General features: G+C 72.8%; 15 protein-coding genes and 1 pseudogene. 10 read left to right on the top strand and 6 right to left on the bottom strand.

All coding sequences use genetic code 11. The annotated features are described in order from the left end of the window. Positions 1-13: 13 nt before the first annotated feature. The 7 genes from PS467_RS40090 to PS467_RS40060 all read left to right on the top strand — a co-directional run bounded on the left by PS467_RS40090 (position 14) and on the right by PS467_RS40060 (position 7191). Positions 14-736, top strand: a complete 723-nt coding sequence (locus PS467_RS40090; RefSeq protein ID WP_311039439.1) for a CIS tube protein — start codon at positions 14-16, stop codon at positions 734-736. After that, the gene (locus tag PS467_RS40085) at positions 733-2556 is read left to right on the top strand and encodes a VgrG-related protein (protein WP_311039438.1); all 1824 of its coding nucleotides are present in this window, start codon (positions 733-735) and stop codon (positions 2554-2556) included. The genes PS467_RS40090 and PS467_RS40085 overlap by 4 nt, the downstream gene beginning before the upstream one ends. A 164-nt stretch (positions 2557-2720) precedes the next feature. Beyond that, the gene (locus PS467_RS40080; RefSeq protein ID WP_268976613.1) at positions 2721-3038 is read left to right on the top strand and encodes a PAAR domain-containing protein; all 318 of its coding nucleotides are present in this window, start codon (positions 2721-2723) and stop codon (positions 3036-3038) included. Beyond that, a complete protein-coding gene (locus tag PS467_RS40075; RefSeq protein WP_311039437.1) occupies positions 3038-3460 on the top strand; it encodes a GPW/gp25 family protein in 423 nt (140 codons plus the stop codon). Before PS467_RS40080 ends, PS467_RS40075 begins: the two co-directional genes overlap by 1 nt. Further along, positions 3460-5418, top strand: a complete 1959-nt coding sequence (locus PS467_RS40070; protein ID WP_311039436.1) for a putative baseplate assembly protein — start codon at positions 3460-3462, stop codon at positions 5416-5418. Before PS467_RS40075 ends, PS467_RS40070 begins: the two co-directional genes overlap by 1 nt. After that, entirely contained in the window at positions 5415-5978 is a 564-nt protein-coding gene (locus PS467_RS40065; protein WP_311039435.1) for a phage tail protein, read from the top strand. Before PS467_RS40070 ends, PS467_RS40065 begins: the two co-directional genes overlap by 4 nt. Before the next feature lie 385 nt (positions 5979-6363). Next, positions 6364-7191 carry an NADase-type glycan-binding domain-containing protein gene (locus PS467_RS40060; protein ID WP_311039434.1) on the top strand — a complete coding sequence of 276 codons (828 nt, stop codon included), beginning with the start codon at positions 6364-6366 and terminating at the stop codon, positions 7189-7191. Positions 7192-7332: 141 nt separating this feature from the next. Here PS467_RS40060 and PS467_RS40055 read toward each other — a convergent pair whose 3' ends face one another. The 3 genes from PS467_RS40055 to PS467_RS40045 all read right to left on the bottom strand — a co-directional run bounded on the left by PS467_RS40055 (position 7333) and on the right by PS467_RS40045 (position 10742). Then, positions 7333-7863, bottom strand: coding sequence for a VOC family protein (locus PS467_RS40055; protein WP_268976606.1), 531 nt, complete (start codon positions 7861-7863; stop codon positions 7333-7335). A gap of 293 nt (positions 7864-8156) precedes the next feature. Further along, positions 8157-8822, bottom strand: coding sequence for a hemerythrin domain-containing protein (locus PS467_RS40050; RefSeq protein ID WP_311039433.1), 666 nt, complete (start codon positions 8820-8822; stop codon positions 8157-8159). Between the two features lie 117 nt (positions 8823-8939). Beyond that, on the bottom strand, positions 8940-10742 hold the full coding sequence (locus PS467_RS40045; protein WP_311039432.1) for a flavin-containing monooxygenase: 1803 nt from the start codon (positions 10740-10742) through the stop codon (positions 8940-8942). Between the two features lie 173 nt (positions 10743-10915). Between PS467_RS40045 and PS467_RS40040 the strand changes: the two genes are divergently transcribed. Beyond that, positions 10916-11941, top strand: coding sequence for an SMP-30/gluconolactonase/LRE family protein (locus PS467_RS40040; RefSeq protein WP_311039431.1), 1026 nt, complete (start codon positions 10916-10918; stop codon positions 11939-11941). A gap of 12 nt (positions 11942-11953) precedes the next feature. On the opposite strand, the gene PS467_RS40035 is transcribed toward PS467_RS40040, so the two are convergent. Then, positions 11954-12547: a TetR family transcriptional regulator gene (locus PS467_RS40035; RefSeq protein ID WP_311039430.1), complete on the bottom strand. Its 594-nt coding sequence runs from the start codon at positions 12545-12547 to the stop codon at positions 11954-11956. 33 nt (positions 12548-12580) lie between these two features. Beyond that, positions 12581-12828, bottom strand: a pseudogene (locus PS467_RS40030) (SDR family oxidoreductase); the annotation flags it as partial. 24 nt (positions 12829-12852) lie between these two features. Between PS467_RS40030 and PS467_RS40025 the strand changes: the two are divergent. Both PS467_RS40025 and PS467_RS40020 read left to right on the top strand, forming a co-directional pair. Beyond that, positions 12853-13014: a hypothetical protein gene (locus PS467_RS40025; RefSeq protein ID WP_311040121.1), complete on the top strand. Its 162-nt coding sequence runs from the start codon at positions 12853-12855 to the stop codon at positions 13012-13014. 141 nt (positions 13015-13155) lie between these two features. Beyond that, entirely contained in the window at positions 13156-13593 is a 438-nt protein-coding gene (locus PS467_RS40020) for a lamin tail domain-containing protein (protein ID WP_311040096.1), read from the top strand. A gap of 78 nt (positions 13594-13671) precedes the next feature. Here the strand turns inward: PS467_RS40020 and PS467_RS40015 are convergent, their stop codons facing one another. Then, positions 13672-14667, bottom strand: coding sequence for a 2-hydroxyacid dehydrogenase (locus tag PS467_RS40015; protein ID WP_311039429.1), 996 nt, complete (start codon positions 14665-14667; stop codon positions 13672-13674). Positions 14668-14739 lie beyond the last annotated feature (72 nt).

The raw sequence follows: 14739 nt of genomic DNA, 5'->3' as shown, positions 1-14739 counted from the left end.
AGGAAGGCCCGGTATGTCCCCAGCGGTCCGCGCCAGCCGGGCGAGGGCGCAGCTCACCCTGAAGGAGCCGCCGACGTCGGTCGGGGCGAAGCCCGGCGGGACGATCGCGCGGCTCGGCCTCCAGTTCAACCCGTCCACGCTGGAGCTGCGCAAGACCACCGAGTGGCGGCGCACCCCGTCCCGTATGGCCGGGCAGTCGGCGCTGCCCGAGTTCGTGGGCAGCGGGCCGCGCACCCTGAGCCTCGAGGTGTTCCTGGACGCGACCGCCACCCACGACGGCTCGGTGGAGCAGGCGGTGGAGAAGCTGATGAAGGCGTGTGTGCCGACCCCGGCCAGCCTGGGCCGCAAGAAACCGGCCAGTCCGTGGGTGCGGTTCGAGTGGGGCACGGCGCGGACGACCTCGTTCGACGGGGTGCTGTCGAGCCTGTCGGTGACGTACACGCTGTTCGACGTGGACGGCAAGCCGCTGCGGGCCACCTGCGCGCTGTCGATCGAGGAGGCGAGCGTCGACCCGCCGGGCCAGAACCCGACGTCCGGGGCGCGGACCGCCCGCAGTACGCACACCGTGGTGGCGGGCGACAGCCTGGCCCTGCTGGCCTGGCGGGAGTACGGCGACCCGACGGCCTGGCGGGTCATCGCGGAGGCGAACGGCATCGACGACCCGATGGTGCTCGCGCCCGGCGCCGAACTGGTGGTGCCCGGACTGCGGGACGCCGGGAGCGAGGAGAAGCGGTGAGCACGTCCCAGGCGCAAGGCGGCCGGTCGTTCGCGGCGGACCCGGTGGTGGAGGCGCCCGCCGAACTCCCCCCGGTGTGGGCCGCCCAGTTGGTGAGCTGCGTGGTGGACGAGAACGTGGGCCTGCCGGACGCGGCGGTGCTCACCTTCCGCGACCCGGACCACGAGTTGCTGGCGGCGACCGGCATCACCATCGGCACCCCGCTGCGGGTGTCGGTGGTGACGGCGTCCGGGCAGGCGCGGGAGCGGCTGTTCGGCGGCGAGGTGACGGCGCTGGAGCTGGACCGGGACCGTACGGGGTCGTTCACGGTGGTGCGCGCCTACTCCAAGGCGCACCGCCTCCAGCGGGGCCGGAGGGTGCGGGCGTACCGGAACATGACGGCGGCGGCGATCGTCCGCAAGGTGGCCGCGGGCGCCGGGCTGACCTGTGGCACGGTGCAGGCCGCGCCCGTCACCTATCGGCAGCTCTCGCAGGCGAACGTGTCCGACTGGGACTTCCTGCACTATCTGGCGGGTGAGAGCGGCGCCCAGGTGCGCGTGGACGACCAGGGGGTGCTCCAGTTCGTCCGGCCGGAGAGGGCCTCCGGCGCGCCCGCGCCGTCCACCCCGGCCACCCGGAACCCGATGGTGCTGGAGTACGGGCGGAATCTGCTGGCGCTGCGGGCCTCGCTGACGGCCGCGGACGGCGCGGCGTCGGTGGAGGTGCGCGGCTGGGACACCACCACGAAGAGGCCGCTGGTGGCGCGGCATCCGTCGGTGACCAGCGAGACGGTGCTGCCGGGCCTGAGCCCCGCGCTCGGCGCCCGGTTCGGCGCGTCGGCGAAACTGACGGTCACCGACACCCCGTACCGCACACAGGCGGAGACCACGGCGGTCGCGGACGCGACGGCCGCGCACGTCAGCGCGGGGTTCGGGGAGCTGGAGGCGCTGGCCGAGGGGAACCCGCGGCTGCGGGCGGGCAAACCCGTGGCGCTGGGCAACGTGGGGCAGGCGTTCTCGGGCCGGTACACGGCCACCGCGGTGCGCCACGTCCTCGAACCGCACGGCGGGTACCGGACGACGGTGTGGGTGAGCGCCAGCCCGGACCGCTCCCTGACGGGCCTGGTGACGGGCGCCAACGCACCGTCCCGCGGCCCCCGCGTACCGGGCCTGGCGATCGGTGTGGTGACGGACGTGCGCGAGCCGGACGGCGGTGAACGCGGCGCGGTGCGGCTGAGGTTCCCCTGGCTGGACGACGACTACGTCACCGACTGGGTGCGCACCGTGCAGTGGGGCGGCAAGGGCGGCGGGGGCGTGGTGAGCCCGGAGGTCAACGACGAGGTGCTGGTGGGGTTCGAACAGGGCCTGCTGGACAGTCCGTACGTCATCGGCGGGCTCTACAACGGCGTGGACCGGCCCTCGCCCCATGACGTGCCCCTGGTCGACGGCACGAGCGGAAAGGTCAACCGCCGCTCGGTGGTGTCGCGTTCGGGCCACCGGGTGGAGCTTTTGGACGCGAAGGCGCCGGGCCCCTCGGGGCTGCGGCTGATGACGGGGGACGAACGCCTCCAGGTGCGCCTGGACGACCGGCGGAACCGGATCGAGCTGACGGTCTACGCCGGGCGGGGCCGCGCCCTCGGCTCGGTCGTGCTCGACAAGGACGGCATCACGCTCGACGCCAAGGAGGGCACGGTGAAGGTACGGGGCGGAACGGTGGACCTGGGCGCCACGAACGCGGTGCGCATCGGCGGCCGCACGGTGCGGGTCGCCGGCCAGTCGGAGGTCACCGTGGACGGCGGTCTGCTGGGTGTGCTCAAGGCCGCGCTCATCCGGATCAACTGAGGCGGCGGCCCGTGTCCTCCCCGACGCCACCCCGTGCCCCGTTCCCCGGTGGCCCTCCCGGCCCCGCCGGCCGGCACCAGGCCCGAGGCCGCGGGGGCCGACGGCTTCCGTGGCCCGACCGTCCGCCACGCCCGTCCGATCCGACCCTCGTTGAGGAGCGCCGCATGCCAGCCGCAGCCCGTACCGGCGACCCCACCAGCCACGGCGGGGTGGTCGCCGCCCCGCCACCCGGCGCCGCCGCCGCGGTGGCGCGGGTGCTGATCGGCGGCCGGCCCGCCGCCGTCGTGGGCAGTCTGCACACCTGCCCGATGCCGCCGCACGCGCTCCTCGGACCGGCCAATGTGATCGTGCCCGGTCCGGGCGCCGTCACGGCGGGGCCGGTGCTCATCGGCGGGCTGCCCGCCGCCCGGACGGGCGATCGCACGGCGTGCGGCGCCACCGTGCACATCGGCGCCGTGAATGTCCTGATCGGGGGTGTGTGATGAGCGAGCGCTTCATCGGCCGCGGCTGGGCGTTCCCGCTGCGGGTCGGGCCGACCGGCGGGATCGCCATGGTGGAACGGGAGCGGGAGATCGAGGAGGCGATCCGGCTGGTGCTCGGCACCGCGCCCGGCGAGCGCCCGATGCGCCCCGAGTTCGGCTGCGGCATCCACGACGACGTCTTCGCCCCTGTGGACGGCGCCACCGCCGGACGCGTCGCGCAGCAGGTGCGCGACGCGCTGGAGCGGTGGGAGCCGCGGATCGCGGTGGACGACGTGGTGGTGGCGTTCGACGCCGTGGAGGCCGGAACCCTCTACATCGACGTGCACTACACCGTGCGGTCCACCAACGACCGGCGCAACCTGGTGTTCCCCTTCTACACGATCCCCTCCGACGAGGGGTCCGGGGAGCAGGTCGCGGACTGATGGCGCTGCCCTCCCCCAACCTGGACGACCGCCGCTTCCAGCAGCTCGTGGACGAGGCGAAGCGGTACGTGCAGCAGCGCGCCCCGGAGTGGACCGACCACAACGTCTCCGACCCCGGCGTCACTCTGCTCGAGACGTTCGCCTACCTGGTGGACCAGGTGCTGTACCGGCTGAACCGGGTTCCGGACAAGAACTACCTCGCGTTCCTCGATCTGCTGGGCATCCGGCTGTTCCCGCCGGCCGCGGCGGTGGCCGAGGCCGACTTCTGGCTGTCGGCGCCGCAGCCCGACACGGTGGCGCTGCCCGCCGGCACCGAGGTGACGACGGCGAGCGGCGAGGCGGAGGATCCCGTGGTGTTCACCACCACCGCCGAACTGCGCATCGTGCCCAGCGCGTTGATACGCCTGGTGACCGCACCTCGGACCGGTGAGCAGACCGACCGCACCGGGGAGCTGGCCGAGGGCCGCGACGTACCGTGTTTCCAGGCGGCGCCGGAACCGGGCGACGCGCTGCTGTTCGGTCTGCCGACCGCCGTGCCGCGCTGTGTGGTGGCGGTGCGTCTGGACAGCCGGGTCGAGGGCATCGGGGTGGATCCGCGCCAGCCCCCGCTGGTGTGGGAGGCGTGGGACGGCGGGCGCTGGCGGCTCTGCGAGACCGGCCCGGACACCACGGGCGGGCTGAACCGGCCCGGTGAGGTCATCGTGTACGTACCGGCCGCTCATACGGCCTCGGTGATCAGCGGGACCCGGGCGGGGTGGCTGCGCTGCCGGGTCACCGAGGCGGAACCGGGCCAGCCGTTCTACTCGGAGTCCCCGACGGTGCGCGAGGCGGCGGTGTTCACCGTCGGCGGCACCATGACCGTCGAACACGCCGAGACCGTCACCGACGTGCCGCTGGGCACCTCGGAGGGGGTCGCGGGGCAGACCTTCCGGCTCGGCCGCCCACCGGTCCTCCTCGACGGCGAGCCGCCGGTGGTGGAGGTCTCCTCGGCCGAGGGGTGGCAGCGCTGGGACGTGGTGGAGCACTTCGGCCGCTCGGGGCCCGCCGACCGGCATGTCCGCGTGGACGCGACCACCGGCGAGTTCACCTTTCCCCCGGCGCTGCGCGAACCGGACGGCACCCTGCGGCAGTGCGGCGCCGTGCCGCCCAAGGGCGCCGAGGTACGGGTGGCCCGCTACCGCACCGGCGGCGGCCCGGCGGGCAACGTGGCCCGCGGCGCGATCTCCGTCCTGCGCAGCTCCGTCCCGTACGTGGCGCGGGTCGAGAACCGGGAGGCGGCGCGCGGCGGGGTCGCCGGGGAGACCGTCGAGAACGCCAAGCTGCGGGCGCCGGACGCACTGCGGATGCAGGAGCGCGCGGTGACCGCCGAGGACTACGAGGTCATCAGCCGTCAGGCAGCGCCCTCGGTGCGGCGGGTGCGCTGTCTGCCCGCCGGGGACGGGCCGGGCGCGGTGCGGGTCCTGGTGGTGCCGGACGCGGTGGCCGACGAGGGCGACCGGCTCCGCTTCGAGCAGCTCATCCCGTCCGACCAGGTGCTCGAAGCGATCACCACGAGCCTGGACGAGCGGCGGCTGATCGGCACCCGCCTCGTCGTGGAACCGCCGGTCTACCAGGGCGTCACCGTGGTGGCCCGGCTCGCCGCGGCGCCGGGCGACGCCGACCGGGTGCGCGAGGCGGCGCTCGCCGCGCTGTTCCGGCACCTCAACCCGCTGCGCGGCGGCCCGGACGGCACCGGGTGGCCGTTCGGGCGGCCGGTGCAGTACGGGGAGGTGTTCGGCGTGCTGCAACGCGCCACCGGCGAGGCGCTCGTGGAGGAGATCCGGCTGTTCCCCGCCGACCCCCTCACCGGGCGGCGCGGCGCCCCGGCGGACCGTATCGAGGTGGCCCCGGGCGCGCTCGTCTTCTCCTACCAGCACCAGGTGGTCGTCACGGCGGCCGGGCCGGAGGCGCGAGGATGAGCCGCGCCGCCGTCCCCGGCCTGCCGAGCAGGCACCCCATCGGCGGGCACCTGCCCGCCCTGTACGCCGAGGACGACTTCGCACAGCGGTTCACCGCCGGACTCGACACCGTCCTCGCCCCGGTGTTCGCCACCCTCGACAACCTGCCCGCCTACCTCGACCCGCGGGTCGCGCCGGCCGACTTCGTGGCCTGGCTGGCGTCCTGGGTGGGCGCCGCCCACGACCCGCGGTGGCCGGTGGAGCCGCGCCGCGAGGCGGTGGCGCGCGCGGTGGAGCTGCACCGGTGGCGCGGCACCCGGCGGGGGCTGGTGGAGGGGCTGCGGCTGGCGCTCGGCGCGCACGCCGAGGTGGCGGGGGACGGGGGCGCGGCGTGGTCGCGCACCGCCGGTGCGGACCTGCCGCCGGAGCCGCCCGCCGAAGTGCTGGTCCGGGTCTGGCCGGGGCACGGGGGGCCGGTGGACGCGGACCGGGCCCACGCGCTCGTCCGGGCCATGTGCCCGGTGCACACCGTCTGCCGGGTGGAGATCCTGCCCGGCCCGCCCGCCGACGAAGGGAGGTGACGCCATGCGCGCGTGTCCCGCGTGCGGGGCGTCCAACGGCCCCACGGACGACTTCTGCGGCAACTGCGGCGCGTATCTGGGCTGGTCGGACACCGCGCCGGCGCCGAGCGCCCCTTCGTCCGCGCCCCCGTCCCCGCCCACGTCCTCGTCCTCGTCCCGGGTCGCTCCCCCGGAGCCGGCACCATCGGAACCGGCCCCGTCGCAGTCCCCTGCCGGGGCGGGCCCCGTCCCGACGCACACCGGCCCGGCGGAGGGCCCGGCCGGGCGGGAGCCCGCACCGGAGGGTCCCGACCCGGCCCGAGCGGCGCCCCCGGCCACCGGAGACGCGCCGGGGCCGGGTAGCCCTGCCGCCCCCGGGCCACCGGCGCCGGAACCGGTACTGCCGGTGCGCCCCGCCAAACCCGTGGCCCCGCGCCCCGTCGTACGGCCCGCGGCGGTGGAGGACGAGGTGGCGGGGGTGCCGTGCCCCTCCTGCGGAACGCCCAATCAGCCGGAGCGCCGGTTCTGCCGACGCTGCGCGGCCCCACTGCACACCACCGCGAAGCCCGACCCGCTGCCGTGGTGGCGGACGGTGTGGCCGTTCCGCCGCCGGGTGCGGGCGAGATCGGGCCGGGGGGTGCGGTTCCTGGTGATCCTGGCCGTGGTGGCGGCCCTGTGCGCGGGCGGTGTCCTGCTGCTGCCCGCCGGACGCGCCCTGTACGAGGACACCCGGGACAAACTGGGCAAGCCCACACCCGTGAGCCCCGTGAAGATCCGCGCGAGCGCCGAGGTCCCGGGCCACCCGGCCACCAACACCATCGATGGCCTGAACAACCGCTACTGGGGCGCGCCCGGACCGAGCGCGTGGATCACGTACACCTTCCGCAAGCCGTTCCGACTGGTCGACCTGGCCATCACCAACGGCGCGTCCGTCAATGCCGAGACCTACGCTCACCAGGCGCGCGCCCTCCAGATCGACCTGGAGGTGACGACGTCGGACAGCGGGAAACACCACACGAGCATCACGCTCGGCGACAAACCGGGCTGTCAACAGGTCTCCACCGGCATCAGCGACGTGACGTCCATACGGCTGACCCTGCGCTCCCCCACCGGCCTGGGCCCGGACCGCCATCTGGCCCTGGCGGAGGTGGAGTTCTTCCAGCGCGGCTCAGCCGGTGGCGCCCGGATGGCCCGGTCGGGGGACGAATGCGTTCCGGCACACCGGGCCGGATGAGTATGGGGCACGAAGACCCCGGCCGCGCCCCGTGGTTCCAGCCGCGAGCTTCCGGGTCCGGCCCCGCCGCGCCGGTGGGTGTCCGGCGCGGCGAGGACCGGTTTCAACGGGATGCCTCGTTGGGCCGGTCCGGGGGCAGGGTCAGCGCCAGGGGTTGTTGCTGGTGTGGTCGCCGCCGAGCCAGCGGGCGAGGTCGGCGTGCGCTGTCGTCCGCCGCTCCGCTTCGATCTTCTCGATGTCGGGGTGGTCAATGGTGAATTCGAGCATCAGCCCGTTGGGGTCCGTGATGTACAGCGAGACGCACCACCCGTGGTCGATCACATAAGCGTCTTCCTCCGAGTAACCGGCCGCGGCGATGCGCCTGCGCATGCCGTCCTGGGTCTCCTGGTCCACCTTGAAGGCGATGTGGCGCCAGGGCGTGAAGTTGATGGCGGTGTTGAACTCCTCCCGGTCCGCCTGGTTGGCGAACTGGAAGAACGCCAGGACGCTTCCGTCGCCCAGGCCGTAGAAGCAGTGGCTGTAGACACGCTCGGCCCCGAAGAGCACGTCGCTCTCGGTCCATGTGGCCACCAGGGGCAGGCCGAGGACGTCCTCGTAGAAGACCCGGTTGGCCTCCTGGTCATCGGTTACCCAGGCGTGGTGGTGGAGGCGGAGCGGAAGGGTCTGCGTCATGGGGAATTTCCTCCGGTTATGGGAAGGAGACGGGGCTGCCGGGCCGGGCGCGTTGTTGCACCCTTGACAACGCAGGGCACGCAAGCGCCCACGCTGAGTAGTCACACACGGGACGGGAGCGCTCCCATGACTTTGCGGTGAAAGGCGGGAAACGCGGCCCCGGCAACCGGGCGGTCGCCCGGCGTGAGACCAGAATGACACCCAGAATGGTTTAGCGTTAAATCAATTTTCAGCCATTTCCCACACCCGGTGCGCAGCCGCGCGTCACCGTCGCGGGCGGCCGACCGCGGCCGTCACGACGCGCTGCGCCGGCGAAGGGCGTCGAGTGCTCGGTCGACGGGGCCGAGGATCGGTGCGGCCAGCTTGTTCGTGGCCTCGTTGTTGACCCATCGGTGCGGCCGGGTCGGGGCGTAGGCCTGGGCGAACTTGACCTCGGCGCCCAGCATGCGGAGCCGGGGAAGGCTGATGGCCTTCCGGAGGGCCTGGAACTCCTCACGCTCCTCACGCGCGGCATGCCGGGAGACCACGCGCCTGACCTCGTTGAGGCGCCGCAGGTACCCGGCCCCGTCGGGCCCCGTGTGCCACAGTGCGATCAGCAGCTCCTTGGCTTGTTTCTCCTCCGCGCGGCGGCGGGCCGCCAGCTCGCGGCCGTGCCGCAGGACGCGGCGCGCGACGGGATGGACGTGTGCCTCTTCGGCGGCCTCGTGGACGGCGAGCAGGCGCATCAGCCGGTCGAAGTTCCGGCGGCGCCATGGGCCGGGAAGGGCGGCCCGCAGGAAGCCGAGCCGGATCTGCCGGTGCTGGCGGGTGAGCACGTCGACGACGTTTTCGCCGCCTAGAGCTCGCATCGCCCGCCGGGACCAAGCAGGAGCGGTGGCCGCGGTCCGGGCCGTCGCCTTCCCGGCGAGCGACGGCTTGGTCGCTGTCTTCAGCGCGGCCTGTTTCGTCAGGGTGCCCATGGTCTGTCCCTCCTCACGCGCGTCTCAGCCGTCCTGGGTACCCCCGCGTGCACCGCTCACTCGACGCAAGCCCCGGATACGAACCCCCCATGCCCGGCGACCCGTGGGTGTGGCCTGTTACAGCACCTGGTCGCGGGCGGCGAGCACCTCGTCCATGGACTCCTTCCGCCAGCGCCGCAGCAGGTCATGGAAGGCGACCGCACCGTGGGGATACGCGATGGGGCCGTTCCGCCGGCCGCGGCCTTCGGCGTTGTAGTAACCGGGGGTGCACTCGGCGTGGAACCACTCGTGGTCAGGGGCGCCCTCGGCCAGGAGCGTGATCCAGGCGTCCTCGGCCTCGCGCGAGGGTTCGATCAGGGCGCCCTCGGCCTCGGCCGCGGCGACGAGCGCGGCGGCGTGCACGGCGTGCTCGTCCAGCACATGTGTGTAGTTGACGCTGCTGGCGCTCTGCGTCCCGCCCAGCTGGATGAGGTTCGGGAAGCCGTTGCTGGTGAAGCCGTGCAGTGTGCGCGGACCGTGCTCCCGCCAGGCGTCCTGCAATCGGACACCCTGCCGGCCGCGCACGGGCAGCCGGCCCGAGTGGACACCGGAGATGCCGACGGAGAATCCGGTGGCGAAGATCAGGCAGTCCAGCTGGTACTCGGTGTCGCCGACGACGACACCGTATTCCGTCATCCGCTCGATGCCGTGGGTGTCGGCGGTGTCGACCAAGGTGACGTTGTCGCGGTTGAACGTCTGGAGGTACAGGTCGGAGAAGGTCGGGCGCTTGCAGGCGTACCGATACCAGGGCTTGAGCTTCTCCGCCGTCTCCGGGTCGGTGACGACCTTATCGACGCGGGCGCGGATCTCGTTCATCTTGGCGGCGTCCGCGACCTCGTACTCCGCCTCGAAGGCCGCCCGGTCGCCCTGGCGGCGGAAGCTCGGCAAGAGCTTCTCCAGCAGGCCCGCCGTCGCTGTCCACTGGTCGGCCACGAGATCCTCGTCGGCGACGTCGCCGGAGACGATCCGCAGGAAGTTGTCGCGGCGCTCACCGGCCCAGCCCGGCCGGTCGGCGCCGACGTCCGCGGCGGTGGTACGGCGGTTGGCACGGATGTCCACCGTGGAGGGCGTGCGCTGGAAGACGTACAGGTGGCGGGCGTCCTCGGCGAGCTTGGGGATGACCTGGATACCGGTGGCACCGGTGCCCACCACGCCCACGCGCTTGTCGGCGAGGCCGGTCAGACCGCCGTCCGGGGTGCCGCCGGTGTAGCCGTAGTCCCAGCGTGAGGTGTGGAAGGTGTGGCCCCGGTAGGTCTCGATGCCGGGGATGCCGGGGAGCTTCAGCTCCGAGAGGGTGCCGGTGGCCGTGATGACGTACGTGGCGTGGAACGTGTCGCCGCGGTCGGTCGTGACGATCCATGCCTTATTTGTGTCGTCCCAGGTCAGAGCCGTGACCGCGGTGGAGAACAGGGCGTCGGCGTAGAGGTCGAACTTCTGGGAGATGCGCACCGCGTGGTGGCGGATCTCCTCGCCGGGCGCGTACTTCCACTCCGGGACGTATCCGGTCTCGTCGAGCAGCGGCAGGTACACGTGCGACTCGATGTCGCAGTGGATGCCCGGGTACCGGTTCCAGTACCAGGTCCCTCCGAAGTCGCCGCCCTTCTCGATGATCCGGACCCGCTCGACACCCTGCTGCCGCAACCGCGCCCCGGCGAGGATGCCGCCGAAGCCGCCGCCGACGACCGCGACGTCCACCCGGTCCCGCAGCGGCTCGCGCTCGGATGTCTCCACGTACGGGTCGGCGGCGTAGTAGCCGAACTCGGCGTCGGCGGCGAGGTACTGCCGGGTGCCGTCGGGCCGTACGCGTCGCTCCCGTTCGACCCGGTAACGCTCTCTCAGCTCGGCGAGTGCCTCGGGGGTCGGCGCAGGGGAATTCGCCATGCGGGGGACCTCGTTCCTTCCGGTTCGCTGCCATGGGGCTGTCTCTTCCACGAACTGAGCTGCGGCTCGCAGGACTTGAGCAGCCATGCACTACCGTAACAAGCTCCGGACAATGCTGTCCGGTTAGTGCGGACGCAGCTTCCGCATTCCTTCGGACAGGAAGAGTGATCTCCATGCGACGACTCCCGATCCCACCGCTCGCCCAGCTCGCCACGATCGGCCTGCTGGCCCTCACCGGCTGCGGCACGCAGACAGGCGGCACCGCCGCGGACGCGGCGACCGCCACCGGTGCGGTCCGGACGGTCCACGCCCAGAAGGTGATGCGACTGACGAAGGTTCACCAGGAGACCGGGATGACGCTGCTGGAGGGCCCGGTCTTCGACGAGGACGGCCAACTGCTCGTCGTCGACGTCACCGCGCCCGCCGGGGACCGGAAGGTGCTCCGCGTCGACGTCCGCGAGAAGACCTCGCGGATGTTCCACACCGACGACCGCGGGACCTACACCTCGGCGCAGTTCAGCCCCTACGACGGGCGTGTCTATCTGACCGACTTCTCCCACGGCGAGATCGTGAGTCTGGCGCCGGACGGCAGTGATCCGCGCACCTTCTTCTCCGGCGAGGTCGACGGGGCGCGGATGAACCCCGACGATCTGGCCTTCGACCAGGAAGGCAACCTGTTTGTCAGCGACTCACGCGGCATGTCCGAGGGGAAGCCGACCGGGCGCGTGGTGCGGATCGGCCGCGACGGGCAGAAGGCCACCGTCCTGGCGGACGGCCTGTCGGCACCGAACGGCATCTCCTTCGACGCCGACTACCGCGGGCTGTGGTTCAGCGAACTGACCGAGGACCGCATCTCCTACCTGCTGCTGGACGGCGAGGGCGGCGTGGCCTCCCGGCACACCGCCATCCGGGTCGACGGCGGGATCGCGCAGACCGACTCCATCGCCGTGGACGCCGACGGCAACCTCTACCAGGCGCTGCACGGCCGGCCCGCGATGGCGGTGTACAGCGAGCACGGTGAGCGGCTGGCGACCGTGGAGGTCCCCGCCCGCGCCGCCGAAGGTCTGGAGTCGGCGACCAACGTGGCCATCACGCCCGGCGGCAGGAAGGCGTACATGACCGTCAGCGGGCCCGACGGGGGCTACCTGTACACCTTCGACGCCCTGGCCGAGGGGATCCGTCAGTCCAACGGCGGCTGACCCGCCGCCCGTTCACTCCTCTCGGCCCTCGAAGGGCCGCACCGGTCCCACCTCCACACCCAGCAGCCGCCATGCCGCGAGTGCCCGGCGCTCCCGGTGTTCGCGGGTGGGGCCGGTGACGGCACCGGAGACCATGCCGACCGCGATCATCAGATCGTCGGGATCGGCGGCGAGCCGATGGTCCGCGGGCAGATGTCCGCGCAGGGCCCGCTCGACCCGCTGGGACAGCGTCGCGGCGTAGTCGGACCGACCGCCTGCCCCGTCGGCATGGAGGATGCCCACGAACGCCGTCGACTCGGTCTGGTGCCACGTCAGGACACCGAGGACGTGGGCGAGGTCCGCGTCGTCCGCTGCCGCCGCCCGCTCGATCTCCCGGACGTTCTCCTCCAGCACGGCAAGCGCCACGGCGGCCCGGTCGGGGAAGTGCCGGTAGAGCACGCCCTGGCCGACCCCGGCCCGGCGCGCGATCGCGGACAGTGGCACGTCCAGCCCGGACTCCGCGAAGATCTCCCGGGCCGCGGCGATCAGGGCGGCGCGATTACGGGCGGCAGCCTTGGGCCCGTCGTTCGCGGGCCGTCGCTCATCAGGGAGTGGTCGCCGTGTCACGCCGCGAGGATAGCGGTCCGGGGCAGTCGCGGCTCAACCTGCTCCACCGCTGCGGCCGGAGCGCAGAGCGGCGATCACGCCACCGTTGACCAGCAGGTCGTTGCCGGTGACGAAGGTGGCGTCGGGCCCCAGAAGGAAGGCGGCGGCAGCGGCGATGTCGTCGGCAGTGCCCAGTCGCCGGGTGCCGGAGGCCGCGACCATGGCCCGCATGTGGCTCCCGCTCTCACCGGCGAGTTCCCGCTGCCCCATGGGGTGGAGATCACGCCGGGGCTGATGGAGTTGTCGTCAGGCTGCTGCGAGCGGGTGTGGAGACGGGCGAGTTCCGCGCCGACGCCGATCTGGACGCCGTGGTGGACGGCCTGATCGGGGCGACCCTCTACCTTCTGCTCACCGGTCGGACCAGCGACGCTCCGGAGCGGGCCGAGGGACTTGTCCGCGTCCTGCTGGACGGTCTGCGGGCGACCTGAGCACCGGCCGCGCCGCCGGGTCCATCCCAGATCGGTAACAGTGCCCTGCTCGTTCCGTCTTGCCCGTAGTGTGGTCGTCCTCGCCGGGACCATGGGGGGTACCCGGCATGACCCATGAGGACGAACGTGCTTCGTACCCGCATGCCCGCCGCCGCCTTCGCCGTGGCGGCCTCCGTCGGCATCGCACTGCTGCCCACCCACGCACAGGCGGCCGGCTCGATCCACCTGTACAAGGTCTACTACGACTCGCCTGGCTCGGACACCCGCTCCAACACCAGCCTCAACGCCGAGTATGTGCAGATCAAGAACAGCACGAGCAGCGCCGTGCAGCTCAAGGGATACACCCTCCGCGACGCCACCGGCTACAAGTACACCTTCCCCTCGTACAAGATAGGGGCCGGGAAGACGGTGAAGGTGCACACCGGCCGGGGCAGCACGAGCGCCGGCCACGTCTACTGGGGCCGCGGTGCCTACGTGTGGAACAACGACAAGGACACCGCGACGCTGCGCACGGCTTCCGGCGCGTTCCGGGACTCCTGCGCCTACAACAGCACCCGCTACGACTACAAGATGTGCTGACCTGAGCGGCGGCAGTGCCCCTCGCCCGGCCTTCTGGGCGGGCGAGGGGCACTCCGCGCCGACAGCCAAGTGGAGCCTCTACGTGACGGTGGGGATGCCTGGTACGGCGGCGGTGCCCGGCAGGGCCGTGCGGGCCGGGCGGCCCGCGAGGACGTCGAGGATGTTGTCCACCGCGAGGTCGACCATCGCGGCGCGGGTGGCGTGGGTGGCCGAACCGATGTGGGGCAGCGTGACGATGTTCTCCTCCTTTGCCAGCGGCGAGAGTTCGGTGCCCATGGGCTCGCGTTCGTAGACGTCGAGCCCCGCGGAGTGCAGCCGGCCCTCCCGTACGGCGTGCAGCAGGGCGTCCTCGTCGACGACGCCGCCCCGGGCGGTGCTGACCAGGGTGGCGGTCGGCTTCATGAGGGCGAGTTCCCGTGCGGAGATCAGATGGCGCGTCTCGTCGGTGAGCGGGACGTGCAGTGACACGATGTCGGACTGCGCCAGCAGTTCGTCCAGGCCGGTCGCGGTGGACAGGGCGTCGCCGGTCGTGGCGTACGGGTCGTGGTGGCGGACGCGCATGCCGAAGCCGTGGGCCCGCCGGGCCACCGCGCGGCCGATCTGCCCGTAGCCGATCAGCCCGAGCGTGGCGCCGTGGACGTCCAGGCCGAGGTAGTCGTGCATCCGGAACAGATCCCAGCCGCCCCGGGCCAGGTCGGCGGTGGCGGCGCCCAGCCGGCGCCGGGCGGCGAGGATCAGGGCGAAGGCCAGGTCGGCGGTGGTCTCGGCCAGCACATGCGGTGTGTGCGTCACCACGATCCCCCGCTCGGCCGCGGCGGCCCGGTCGACGTTGTCGTACCCCATGCTGGCCAGCGCCACCACCCGCAGGGACGGGCCGGCGGCGTCCAGCAGCGCGGCGTCCACGGGGTCGTTGCCCAGCGCCAGGACGGCGCCGGCCCCCGGGGCGAGCGCGGCGAGCTCCTCCGGTCCCGGTTTGCCGCCGCCCGTCCAGAACACCGGATCCGCCGCCGCGCCGAGCCGCTCCACACCGCTTCCCGGAAGTCCGTTCCGGGTGACGAGAACACGCATACTCATATTCGACTCCCCAGCCATTTCGCACGATCGACGACGGGACGGGAATGGTTCGCGGGCACGCTAGCCAGTGAA

Origin of the sequence: Streptomyces luomodiensis, assembly GCF_031679605.1 — a bacterium.
GTDB classification, from domain to species: domain Bacteria; phylum Actinomycetota; class Actinomycetes; order Streptomycetales; family Streptomycetaceae; genus Streptomyces; species Streptomyces luomodiensis.
This window is presented reverse-complemented; position numbering and strand designations above follow the sequence as displayed.

Excerpts from the sequence above, each read along its gene's own strand:
- PS467_RS40090 (WP_311039439.1), top strand. The coding sequence starts at position 14 with ATGTCCCCAGCGGTCCGCGCCAGCCGGGCGAGGGCGCAGCTCACCCTG.
- PS467_RS40080 (WP_268976613.1), top strand. The coding sequence starts at position 2,721 with ATGCCAGCCGCAGCCCGTACCGGCGACCCCACCAGCCACGGCGGGGTG.
- PS467_RS40075 (WP_311039437.1), top strand. The coding sequence starts at position 3,038 with ATGAGCGAGCGCTTCATCGGCCGCGGCTGGGCGTTCCCGCTGCGGGTC.
- PS467_RS40070 (WP_311039436.1), top strand. The coding sequence starts at position 3,460 with ATGGCGCTGCCCTCCCCCAACCTGGACGACCGCCGCTTCCAGCAGCTC.
- PS467_RS40065 (WP_311039435.1), top strand. The coding sequence starts at position 5,415 with ATGAGCCGCGCCGCCGTCCCCGGCCTGCCGAGCAGGCACCCCATCGGC.
- PS467_RS40055 (WP_268976606.1), bottom strand. The coding sequence starts at position 7,863 with ATGACGCAGACCCTTCCGCTCCGCCTCCACCACCACGCCTGGGTAACC.
- PS467_RS40050 (WP_311039433.1), bottom strand. The coding sequence starts at position 8,822 with ATGGGCACCCTGACGAAACAGGCCGCGCTGAAGACAGCGACCAAGCCG.
- PS467_RS40045 (WP_311039432.1), bottom strand. The coding sequence starts at position 10,742 with ATGGCGAATTCCCCTGCGCCGACCCCCGAGGCACTCGCCGAGCTGAGA.
- PS467_RS40040 (WP_311039431.1), top strand. The coding sequence starts at position 10,916 with ATGCGACGACTCCCGATCCCACCGCTCGCCCAGCTCGCCACGATCGGC.
- PS467_RS40020 (WP_311040096.1), top strand. The coding sequence starts at position 13,156 with ATGCCCGCCGCCGCCTTCGCCGTGGCGGCCTCCGTCGGCATCGCACTG.
- PS467_RS40015 (WP_311039429.1), bottom strand. The coding sequence starts at position 14,667 with ATGAGTATGCGTGTTCTCGTCACCCGGAACGGACTTCCGGGAAGCGGT.